This is a genomic window from Methanobrevibacter acididurans (assembly GCF_046197875.1).
Lineage (GTDB): Archaea > Methanobacteriota > Methanobacteria > Methanobacteriales > Methanobacteriaceae > Methanobrevibacter_A > Methanobrevibacter_A acididurans.
This window is the reverse complement of the sequence record NZ_CP166991.1, coordinates 1,176,686-1,189,213: the sequence shown is the minus strand read 5'-3', so window position 1 is coordinate 1,189,213 and position 12,528 is coordinate 1,176,686. Positions and strand designations below refer to the sequence as shown.

The window sequence follows — 12,528 nt, the reverse complement described above, 5'->3', positions numbered from 1 at the left end:
ATAAATATGAAAGGGGTAATATAATGTTTGATTTAGATGCTCCAATTACCACCGTTAAAGAAGATCAAGAAGGTTTAAATAGAAATAATTTTGCAGAAAATCTAGCTAAAAATATTAATAATCATTACAATCAAGGTGAAGTTAATGAGTGTTTAGTTATTGGTTTAATGGGTGAATGGGGTGATGGAAAAACCTCAGTATTAAACCTTACACAAAAACATTTAAAAGAAATAAATTCAGAAATTGAAATTGTTAATTTCCATCCATGGCTTTATTCATCATATAACCAATTAATACACTTATTTTTTGAAGATTTAATAAATAGCATTACCGGTGATGATTTAAAAGATGAATTAAGAAAGTATTCCTTAAAATTAGATAAATTATCCTTAACAAAAACTATTATTTCAGAAACATTAGGTTCTTTTAGTAATAGTTTAAAAAATGTTTTTGAAGAATTTGCTCCTAAAAATTCTGAAGAGAAAACTTTAAACCAATTAAAAAACAGTATCAATGAAGAACTTGTAAATCATAAAGTATTATGCATAATCGATGACATTGATAGATTAACTAAAGAAGAAATATCAGAAATGTTTAGATTACTTAAAATTATATAAATCAATCAGTAAATTTGTGTAAATCAATTGTATTAAAAAACCATTCAATGTTACTAGAAGTATCCCATGCATTGTATGAAAATTGCATATTTCAAAATTTTAATTTATATTCTGATTTAAAATTACAATTTACATTTTTAGAATTTTTAGAATTTTTAGAAGAAAATAAATTTAAGCCAATTTCATCTGAGTTATTTGTATATTATGTCCCAAAATTTTTAAAATGGGAATATGAATTTGTTTTTGGTAAAAATGTTAATTGGTTTATTCAAAAATTCAAATTAAGAAGCTTTGATTCATTATTAACTTTCAGATGCAAATGTATAAAAAAATTATTTAATTTATATGATGATTTTTCAATGGAAATTAAGAAGTTTATTAAAGATTATATAAGTTATGCGAATTTTTATTATAACGATATGGGTACTGCTTATGCAAATGAAAAAGATTTTTTCTTTGAATTTTTCAATGATAAATTTGATTCTAATAAATATGAAGATTTAGTGTTAATTAAACAGTATTTAGAAATGTTACAAAAATATAAAATTGAAATAGTTAATATGGATTTATTTATTAAATCGGATAAAATGTCATTTTTAAATACTTACTTCTGTAATGATCCTTATTTAAAAATTGAAGATTTAAATAAATTAAATAAAAGAAGTATAAGTGAAGATTTAAAAAATAAAGATTTAATATATGTTAAACAAATTTTAAATGATATAAGTTTTGTTTCTACACTTATTGACTTAAATTTTTTGATACCAAAATATGTTTTTAAAAGTATTTGTGAGAACAATCTGCTTTGTTCATCATTTAAATATTATTATTCTAATAATCTGTTGTTTGAATTGAATGGATCTACAATTAAACAAATTTTAAAATTTTTATTAAATAAAGATTCAATTGATATAAAAAAATTATATAACTTTTTTATAAATTATAATAATAAAAATCAATATTTATATTTACAAATTTTATTTGGGATTTTAAATAAGAATTTAATTAATTTAGAATCATTAAAACTTTTTATTATTTTTGTTAAAAGGGCGGATATTTTTTATTTAAATAACTTAGAAAATTATACAAATTTTGAAGACACATTTCAAAGTAATAAGGATGAGTTTAATAATGATTTTTATAGTCATACTAATATAATAACTTATATAACAGACATATGTATTCAAAAAAATTCTGAAAGAATAAACGTTTGTGATAAGTTTTGTAAAAGATATCAAGAATATTTTTTTAAAAATAAATGTGATATTAAGATTTTAAAGGAAATCTTTTTTTTAGAAAGTAAAAATCAACTTTTTGATATTAAAGATATGAAAATTTTTTTATGTAATGATAAAAATTTTTTAATAGAATATATTAAAAGAAAAATTGATAATAATGAAATTAAATTTTTAAATCGTGCGAAAGGTATGTCTTTTATATGGGATATAAATGGAATTGAAAACATTATTTTAAAATCTGTAAATTTAATAAATGATCAAAATTATTCATATTTAGATAAAAATCCTATAAATATATTATTTGAATATGAAAATGATTTACAAAAAGAAAAAATTGAGCGATTTATATGTTCATATATTGAAAAGTTTCATGACAATGATAAGTATATGGTTTCTATATTGAATATGGCAGTAAATCTTTTTAAAGAGAATTTTTGGAAATTTTTAAATCAATATATAAAAAATCAGCCTAAAATAGAATCTTTTAAAAAAATTAATTTTAGACAAAAAGTTCGATATGGGAATGAATTAACAAATTTACAAAATGATTTAAAATTTATTGAAAATATAAAATATAATGTGGAAGCTTTAGACTCTGAAAAAAATTGGGATTATGTTGATTATTTAGAATCATTAAGTCATACTTTAAAAATAAAAATTGGCATAATTTAAATTAATTATCTTTTTAATTTAGATTTTCCTTTATTTTAATATTCACGGAAATTTTTTTTGATTTCTTAAACCCAAAATTTATATAAGTTTTTTTTAACAATATAATATTAAAATAAATGTTCTATTTTTTTTATGAAGGTGTTATTATAGGGGGGTATGTGTGTTCAAGAAATTCGGGAGAGTAATTTATTAAATAATCTTATAATTGATTCTAATAAGTTTATTAAATTTTTTCAAAAACCTTCATTTGTTGATAATTTAGATGATGCTTCATCTTTTATTATTATCCCTAAAAAATTTCAAGTTTTAAATTATAAAGAATTTTTAGTTAAAAGAATCTTATTGAATTCTGAAGCTTTATTAAATCATATTGAAGAAACTTATGTGCTTGAAGATGAATTTAGTAATTATTTAGAGATCCATAATATTTTAAATTATATTCTAAGTGATGTTAATAATGTTAATTTAAATGCTTTAAAGTTAGTTAATATTATTTTAAAAGATTTAAAAGAAGTTTTTATTTATAAAAAAGAATATTTTAAAGATAATAACTTGGAAAATTTTAAAAATATTTATGAGGTGTTTGAATCTAAATTTTTAGATTTTCAAGAAAACTATTATACTAATTATGTTAATATTAATCCAGATTATAAAAAAACATGTGTAAGAGTAGCTAATGTTTTAAGAAACACATACTTAGAAGAAGTATAAGACTTAGAATCTTTAGATTTTGTTTTATTGGGAAATTTCAACATAATGTTGTAAAAAAATATTTTTACTTAAACAAATAATCTAAAAAATAGGTTTAATGTTTTTTTTTTAAAAGTGAAAAACATAAAAAGAATATGGGAGCAGAACTAAATTGTATAATTCTTAAATAAAAATACTAAATGAAAACTAATAATACTGAGTTAATCAAATATATTGAAACAGTTTACTGTGTATTAAATTATTATTTCTCTATAAACTCATAAATCAAAGATTTAACCTATTAAATGGATTAAACAGAGTTTAAAGATTCTTTAAATATTTAAAAATATGATAAAAAATGTTACATTTTTAATAATGTTACCTGAAAGTTACCTTAAAAAAAGTAACGCTTAGCTAAGCTTAAAATTCTTAGATTTTAAAACGGAGCCTTTATATTAATATTTTTTTAAAAGTTACTTAAATTTTAAATAAGACCCCCCCCTTATATGGAAAATTTTTTTTGTAAATTATATTATATTATTATATAGGGGGGCACCCTCTTCAGAAAAAGGTAACAATGTAACATTTATACAAATTAATATAAAATATTAAAATTTATTTAATATTAATATATTATATAATAAATAGTATGATAAATTCATAGTTATATATGTAACATTATGAACACGAAAAAAAAGTGTTTTTCTATAAAAATGTAACATTTAAGAGAAAAGTCCCTTAAAATTAAGTAAAAAGTAAAACATTATCTATAACATTTAGAATAATTAAATTAGGTAAAAAAAAGTTAATGATTATTTTTATTTATATTCAAAACTTTTATGAAAATAGAATTATAATTATATGAATAAATAAAATTATTTTATCAATTTATTAAATTTAATTTAATTAAAATTCATTAAAAAAATGTGTATTGGGGAGGTATGAAAAAATTGAATATTAAAAAAATATACTTAGCAGATTTATTTACCTCTAATTTAGGTATAAGATTAAATGCTGAAAATTTATTTAAACAATTAGAAAATAAAGATTATGAAAAAATTGTAATGGATTTTAAAAATGTTAAGTTCATGAGTAGATCATTTGCTCAAGAATATGTTTCACGAAAAAAATTATTAAATATACCTGTAACTGAAGAAAACATTTCTGATAATGTTCAAGAAATGTTTAATCTTGTGAAAACAGATGCAGTTAAAGTTTAAACATTACTAATTCTATTTATTTCTAAATTTTTTTATCCTACATATTTTTTTTAGTATTTGAGAGTTGGGCTAAAAGTCCTTAAATTTATAATCAAAATGTTCTTTAAATGTTTAAATTACTATTTAAAGAAATTTTTTTATTAAAAAATATATTTTGGTCAATTTTATAGGTTTTAATTTTTTAAAAGTATATACTTATTCTATTTTATAAAAAAATTATTTTTTTAAGAAGTGATTTTATAATATTTTTTGGGTTTTTACAAAGCCATTTTTTTAATTTTTAGGACTAATAACTTTCACAAAAATTAAATAATTATAATTACTATTTTTTCTTATTTTTTTTATTATATTGTTTAATTCCCATAATATAATAGAATATTTTTTTTGTGTTCTGAAAATATTAAATTAATTGAATGATAATAATATTTAAATAGTTTTTTGATTATAATATATAATTATAAAAAAAATGTTATTTTTTGAGGTAAAAGGTTATGAGTCCAAAGAATGAACTAGTTAATCTTAATGTTCGAGTACCAAAAGAGCTTAAAAAGCAAATTCATATTTCTTGTATTCGTCAAGATTTGAGTATGCAAGATTTTGTATTGAAATTAGTTGAAGAATATTTTGAAAATGAAAATCATAAAAAGTAATTTAATTAGATTTTTAGAATTAAATAGAAAGATTTATTATATTCTTTTTTGTAAAGGTATTTTTATATGAGGTTTAAAATTACATTAAAATCTGAGGGGAAGAATTTTTTCATACCATTTAATTATAATTATCTTCTTTCTAGTATTATTTATAAGAATATTAGTGATTTGGATTTAGCTAGTAAGTTACATTCTAGTAAATCTTTTAAGTTTTTTACTTTTAGTCAAATTCAGGTTCCTAATCATAGAATAACTAAAAAGGGTATTATTTCTCGTGATGGGGTTTTTAATTTTTTTGTTTCTTCACCTAATGATTATCTTATTAAAACTATGATTCAATCTTATGTTGATGATAGTGTGGTTAATTTTAATGGGCAAAATGTTAATGTTGATCGGATTGAATTATTACCTTTACCTTTTATAAGTGATTCTATGGATTTTAAGACTATTTCTCCAGTTCTTGTTAGAACTAAAAGGGAAGTTGATGGTAAGTTGAAGATTTGGGATTTAGAACCTGGTGATAAATTTTTCAGTAATTTGAGAACTAATTTAATTCGTAAATATTTGGAATTTAATAATTTAGAAACTACAAGTAAGGAAATTAATTTTTCCTCTAAAATGCGTAAAGTTAAAAGTAGACGAATAAGTATAAAAACAGGTGAGGATATAACGTATCATAGGGCTTATTTTATGGATTTAAAATTAGAAGGTGACCCTAAATTAATAGAATTCGCATATAATGTAGGGGTAGGTGAAAAGGGTTCACTAGGATTTGGTATGTTAAATATTAATGGTAATGAGGGGTAACATATGATAAATGACTTAGTAGAATTTGGAAATTGGTTAATAAAAGAAGAACTTGATGGTTTTGGGGAAAATATACGGGATACGGATTATATTTTTGAAATAAACTATAGGGGTAATGAGTTTCATTTAGGAAACATCACACAAAAGAAAGAGTACAAGAAACATTTTTATAAAGATTCAGCTTTTAATAAGGATTTGTATCATACAACAACTCAAAGTAGCATAATACCATCAAATAGTAATTTATTAGGATTCACACCATTTCTTATTAAATTAGATATTAATTCTAAATTAGAAAAAAAAATAGATAGAAGCTTAAAAGCGAACCTTAATGGTAAAGACTTCACTGAAGTAGCAAATAAAATCATACCAGAGTATAAAGAATCCTACTTAGATAAATGCAGTTTTAATACAAAGGAATATGGAAATTTAAAATATTTTTTTGAAAATGTTACATTAACTGAAGTGGAAAATTTAATAGCTAAATATTATCAATTTTTACAAGATAACTTAGAAGTTTTAACTGAGAAAGTTCAAGACTTTAAAAAGACTGAAGGTTTTGAAAAAAGAAGTAACTTTTATTTACTTTGTGTTTTTGAGGATAAATATGATTTAATTAATGACTTTTTTTATTACTACTCAAAATTCTTAATCTTAAGAGATAAAAGCATACTTGATTTTGATTATGGTACTTGCAGTATTTGTGGATCTAAAGGTGTGACTTATCCAAGTTTAGAATGCTTTGCATTCCGGCCTGAAACAAGTTTTAATTACCATGCGGATTTATTAAATTCTAAATTACATTTATGTAGGAAATGTAATTCAAGTATGGTTTATGCAATCAGTAAATTGAAAAATATTATGGGTAATAATTATTTAATGGTTATTCCTAAAAGTAAAAATAAAGAAGGTTTTAAAAGTTTTTTAGAGATTGCTAATGTTGAAACTAATAAGTTTGATAAATTAAATCGTTTTTTAATTGATAAAAGTAATGATTTTAATTTTGATTTAATGATATATCAAAAAGAAAATGTTGTAATGAGTATTAAAAAGTATATTACAAATTATAAAGCATTTCTTGTTAAATTTGAAGATTTAAAATTATATGATGAATGTGAGTTAAATTATTTATTTAAAGAAACTGTACCTAAACAGTATAAGGGGAAATTGGATAAAATTCAAAATTATTTTGGATTAGAACCAATTTTTCGAGAATTTTTCTATGATGTGGATAGTGAAGGAAGTTATAAATTCCCTAAATTAATACATTTTTACCAAATTTTCACAAAGGATATAACTGGAGGATCCGGTATTTTCTCAGGTTTTGATTCAAATATTACATCAGTTTTTATTACTTATATGAATAATATTTTTGATTTTATTTATGAATTAAATCCTGATGCATTAAATAAGAAAATGATAAATGATATTGTTTTAACTTCTTTAATAAAATTTGAGAAAAATTTAAGGGAGAAGGCGAAATTTCCTATTATTAAAAGACTTAATTATTATTTTATGTTAAAAAAAGAATTTATGGGTGATAAAATGTTAAATAATGAAAGTATAATCTCTTTAAAAGAGATTTTTGGACAAGAAAAAGAAGATAAATCTAATTTTAAAAATGACTATGAAAAAATTGATAAAATAATTGAAACTGATCCTGCATGTAAATACTTTTTAATAGGTCAATTCATACGGCTTATTGATAACACTAAATCAGTTAAAGATAAAAAATCTATTTTTAATAATTTTATTAGTAATGTGAATCGTAATAATATACGGAAAATTTTCGTAACTGAAATTTTACAAAAAAATAATTTTTATATAGGACAAATGAGTCAAAAAGGTAAATATGTATTTAGTATGTTTGAAAAGGATATAAATTCTATTTTTAATGAAGAAACAGGTTTTGATTACGAAGATTATGTATTATTACTTTTCACAGGATATTACACAACTAATATTTTAAATAGTGGATATGTTTATAAAGGAGATGAATAAAATGGTAGAAGAAAAAGTAGAAAATTATTATCAAGGAATCTATTTAACAGAAACTGTAATGGGTAATCCTAATGGTGATTTCATAGATAACAGCCCCAGAAACTTTGATGGTAAAGTTTTCACTACAGATAAATGTATTAAATATAATATACGTAGATATATTAAAGAAAATTTGGAAAATCTTGAAAATAATGAGGATGTTGTTTTCTTTTATCCGCGATTGGTTGATGGGGCTAATTTTGAGGATGCTAAATATCAAACACGTGATGATGTGATGAAAAACATTTTTGGTAATGATTTTGAAAAATTATTAAAAAGTTCTCCGGATGTTAGAATGTTTGGTGGAACATTTAGTTTCAAAAAAGATTCTAAACAAATTTATGGTCCTATACAATTAAGTTATGGTATAGATTTAAATGATGCAGAAATTAAACGTTTACAAATCGGGGCTCCATTTGCAACAAAGTCAGGTACACAGAAAACTAATGGATCTGAATATGTTGTTGATGATGCAATAATAAGCTATGATATATCTGTTAATCCAAATAATTATCCAAATCTCTTACGTGAAGAAGACTTAGAACTTTTTAAGAAATCATTATGGTTTGGAACTAACCTTCGTAAAAGTACTAGTAAAAAAACTGATTCTAAATTTTTAATGTTAATTAAATTTAAAAACATATCAAATATTGAAGGTAAGGTTTCTGCAATAAGTATTGGTGAATTAAAAGAATTAGTAAGTATAAATAATAAGAAAACCCGAGGTATGGGTATTGGGCAAATTGAATTAAACATGGATAAACTTTTATCAAAATTAAATAAATATGATGAATATATTGAAAACATTGATATTTACTTTGATGAAGATGAAATCCAATTAAACGTGCCAGATAATAGTAAAATCAACAAATTCACCCCTAATGATTTAATATAAAAAATGTTAGGGAGGGATGGTGAAAAATTATATGAAATATCAAAATATCATAGAATTAGATATTTGGAGTAGATTTGGATGTTTCACTAAAGGATTTGCAACTAGTGGAGGTGTACTAACTTACCTTATCCCTCCAAAAACCAGCATCATTGGAATGATAGGTGCAGTATTAGGGATAGATTACAATAGTTATGAAATTATTGATGATTATACTATTAAATGTGAAATTGAAGATTTATATGATATCAAAATTAGTGTTCAACCATTATTTGATTTAAAAAGTAAAAGAGTAACCTTCAATAATGTATCTAATTCAATAATAAACATTCATCAAGATGTTCTAATAAATCCTTACTATAAATTATACTTAAGTTTCCCAGATACTTTAAAAAAGGAAGAAGAAATATTCATTGAACGTTTGAAAGATAAAACAACCATTTACTCATTGTATATGGGTAGAAATGAATTCCCCTTAAATTATGAATTAAAAAACATAATCCCTTATGAATCCCAAATCATCACAACAGATAATATTAATGACTTCTTTAATAATCCTGTTGAAATTCATGGATCATTAAACAGGGAACTGATTAACAATACAAATTTAGTAACTAACAAATCAAATATGGAAGATGCAACTATTGTTTTTAGTTTCCAATCTAATAATGGTATGAGAAACCTTCAAAGTTATTTTGAATATATTATTAAAGATTATCCAATAAAAAGGGAGAATTTCACAGATTTTAAATTCTCAACAATCTCTTTTTATGGAGTGGGACCTGGTGAAAATTGTTACTTTGACCACTTTGAACTTAAAGACTCATGTACAATTGAACTTTCAAAAATTGGGGAAAATAAATGGATCAACCTAATATGAGCATTGAGAATGTAAAATATGAACTATTATCATCAAGTATTAAATTAAATAATGATAAATTCATATTTTACGCTCATCCTGATGAAATTTTAAATGATCACTTAAGTAAAACACTTATTGTTTTTAATAACTTAATAAATAATGATGTGCTTTTAAATTTCCATAAATCATTACAAAATGAAGGTTTTATTAATTTAGATTTTAAATCTTTTACTGAAATTATACATGATTTTGTATTTTTCCATGATTACGGGAAATTATCATTTAATTTCCAGTTAAATAGATTAAATAAAAATATTCCAATTATTCATAAAGAACAAGAAGATTTCATTAATAAATATTGGAATTTAGCTTTTGTTAAAAAATTAGATCCTAATCACTCTTTAACAGGCAGTATTCTTTTTTTATCAAAATATATTAATATTGATAAAGTTAATAAACCATTTATCCTCCTTTTAAGTTATATAATTTATGGACATCACTCTAAATTAAAAGATGTATACTCTGAAAATGAATTTGCATATTCTTTAAAGGGAAATACAGAATTAACTTATAATTTATTGCTAATGTATTTAGGTATTGCATCTAGTAAAGAATTAAATACTAGTTTTTCAGTTAAAAATATGCAAGATTTCCAAAAAAATAATACAAGTATATTTACTAGTGATAAGTTTAAAAATTCTTCAACAGTTTCATTTTTCTATAATTACATTTACTCATTACTCATAACAAGTGATGTTATTGCAAGTTCTAAAGAGAACTTAACATTAAAAGAATTTAATTCTCAAACCTTCACTAATAATATTGATTCTAAACTTTTAAAACGAATGCAAAGCTCATTTTATAATGTATCTTATAATAAAAATTGGGAAAACCCTGTAAAACATGTAGAAAACATTAATGATTTACGATTAGAAATGTTACAAGAAGCAAGTACTAATTTATCTAAATCATTAAAAAATAAGCCAAGTAATAGGGTTTTCTTTTTAAAGATGCCTACAGGTGGAGGTAAAACTAACACTTCAATGAAACTTGCAATAGATATTATATCTAAGACAAGTGCTAATAGGATAATTTATAGTATGCCTTTTATTAATATAATAGAACAAAATTATGATAGAATACGTGATGATTATGGTTTAAGTGAAGATGATTCAGAAATTAGGAAGATTTATTCAGCAACTGAAACCATTTTTACAAGTAAAAGTGATGAAGATAAATCAAGGATTATTTTAAATGACCAATTTTTCAATTACCCTGTAATTTGTACTACTTTTGTAAGTTTATTTAATACTCTTATAAATAGTTATAAAAGTAATAAATATATGTTAAATAGTTTAAGTAATTCAGTTATTATCCTTGATGAGATACAATCTTTACCACTTAAACATTGGAATAGTTTATATTACCTTATTAATGAATTAGCCTTAAACTATAATACTTATTTTATTATAATGAGTGCTACATTACCTGAATTTAATGATTTAAAATTAGATAAATCATCTAAGATTTCTTATTCTACCTATAATTTAATAGAAAATCCTAGTTTCTATTTTAACCATTCCCTTTTTAATAGGACACAAATTCAAGATTTTCAAATTTTAAACATAGAAAATGAAGATTTCATTAAATATTATATTACTAAAATTAAAGAAAATTTCAATAAAGGTTATAATAAAGGTTTAATAGTTTTAAACACAATTAAAACATCCAGATTAATATATGAAAAATTATCAAAATATTGTGAAGATTTAAATTTCAGTATAGATCTTTTAAACAGTAGTCTACTTAGTCAAACTAAATCAAAAATTATTGGAAAAATAAATAATTCTCAAAAAGATGATGATTCTAATTATATTCTTGTAAGTACTCAAAGTATTGAAGCAGGAGTAGATGTTAGTTTTGATTTTGTTTTTAGAGATTTCGCAACCTTAGACTCTATAGAACAAGTAAGGGGAAGATGTAATCGTAATGGGGAATTATACAAAAAATATGATAATTATAATCAGAAAGGAAACATTTACTTAACCAATATCCAAGATTCACATAATAAATCCTATTATGAATACATTTATGATGATAAAGAGAAAAGTACACGTATAAAAGAAACTAAAAACATTATAAAAAACCAGAACTACAATTATAATGACATAATCAACTATTATAAACATGTATCAAAAGATATTAATAAATTAAATGATTCTAATGAGGATAAATTCATATTAACTGATCGTGAAAATATAATAAACTGGAATCAGTTACAATATTCAAAATTAATGGATAAAAAAACAGGAATACAAATTATAGATGATTCACTAAGTCAATATTCAATTTTTGTAGAAACAGAATTACCAATAACTTATGGTTTAGAATTAACTAAAACTATAGAAACTATGAATTTAAATGAAATTCAAGACTTGTATAAAAAAGAAAAAGAACATTTTTTATTCACTTATTCTGAAATTAAATATCTTAAGGAAAAAGATCAAGATTTCATTATAAAAAACTGTATAGATGGGGAAAAAATATTAGAATTTTATAAAAAGCAACTAGAAAGATTAGAAAATGAGGATTATCTTAAATATAAAATATTGAAAAAAGAATTTTCATCAATTTTAAACAAGTTTATTTTCAATATAAGCTTAAGCAATGAAGAATTGAAAAGTGAAGTTGAAGATGACTTAAATCACTTTTCCTACTTTTATATTATACCTAAAAACATGATAGGGGATACTGAAAATGATTTATACTCCTTAAATAAAGGTTTTAATTATGAACCGATATCAACTAACTTTTTTTAAATTCACGTAAAACTATAAGAA

At 21.8% G+C, this 12,528-nt stretch carries 10 protein-coding genes; all 10 read left to right on the top strand.

What is annotated here, in order from left to right; all coding sequences use genetic code 11:
• Nucleotides 1-23 precede the first annotated feature (23 nt).
• The 10 genes from ACA135_RS05860 to cas3 all read left to right on the top strand — a co-directional run bounded on the left by ACA135_RS05860 (nt 24) and on the right by cas3 (nt 12,507).
• Nucleotides 24-617 carry a P-loop NTPase fold protein gene (locus tag ACA135_RS05860; protein WP_409197830.1) on the top strand — a complete coding sequence of 198 codons (594 nt, stop codon included), beginning with the start codon at nt 24-26 and terminating at the stop codon, nt 615-617.
• A 47-nt stretch (nt 618-664) separates the two neighbouring features.
• Nucleotides 665-2,527: a hypothetical protein gene (locus ACA135_RS05855; protein WP_409197829.1), complete on the top strand. Its 1,863-nt coding sequence runs from the start codon at nt 665-667 to the stop codon at nt 2,525-2,527.
• 156 nt (nt 2,528-2,683) lie between these two features.
• A complete protein-coding gene (locus tag ACA135_RS05850) occupies nt 2,684-3,238 on the top strand; it encodes a hypothetical protein (RefSeq protein ID WP_409197828.1) in 555 nt (184 codons plus the stop codon).
• Between the two features lie 929 nt (nt 3,239-4,167).
• Complete coding sequence (locus ACA135_RS05845; RefSeq protein WP_409197827.1) at nt 4,168-4,437, top strand: STAS-like domain-containing protein; 270 nt, start codon at nt 4,168-4,170, stop codon at nt 4,435-4,437.
• A gap of 491 nt (nt 4,438-4,928) precedes the next feature.
• A complete protein-coding gene (locus tag ACA135_RS05840; RefSeq protein ID WP_409197826.1) occupies nt 4,929-5,087 on the top strand; it encodes a toxin-antitoxin system HicB family antitoxin in 159 nt (52 codons plus the stop codon).
• Nucleotides 5,088-5,153: 66 nt separating this feature from the next.
• Nucleotides 5,154-5,894 (top strand): CRISPR-associated endoribonuclease Cas6, encoded by a 741-nt coding sequence (gene cas6 / locus ACA135_RS05835; protein ID WP_409197825.1) that lies wholly within the window; start codon nt 5,154-5,156, stop codon nt 5,892-5,894.
• A 3-nt stretch (nt 5,895-5,897) separates the two neighbouring features.
• Nucleotides 5,898-7,895 carry a hypothetical protein gene (locus ACA135_RS05830; RefSeq protein WP_409197824.1) on the top strand — a complete coding sequence of 666 codons (1,998 nt, stop codon included), beginning with the start codon at nt 5,898-5,900 and terminating at the stop codon, nt 7,893-7,895.
• Between the two features lies 1 nt (nt 7,896).
• Complete coding sequence (locus ACA135_RS05825; RefSeq protein WP_409197823.1) at nt 7,897-8,829, top strand: type I CRISPR-associated protein Cas7; 933 nt, start codon at nt 7,897-7,899, stop codon at nt 8,827-8,829.
• 31 nt (nt 8,830-8,860) lie between these two features.
• Nucleotides 8,861-9,706 (top strand): CRISPR-associated protein Cas5, encoded by an 846-nt coding sequence (cas5, locus tag ACA135_RS05820; RefSeq protein WP_409197822.1) that lies wholly within the window; start codon nt 8,861-8,863, stop codon nt 9,704-9,706.
• Complete coding sequence (gene cas3 / locus ACA135_RS05815; RefSeq protein ID WP_409197821.1) at nt 9,688-12,507, top strand: CRISPR-associated helicase Cas3'; 2,820 nt, start codon at nt 9,688-9,690, stop codon at nt 12,505-12,507. The genes cas5 and cas3 overlap by 19 nt, the downstream gene beginning before the upstream one ends.
• Nucleotides 12,508-12,528 lie beyond the last annotated feature (21 nt).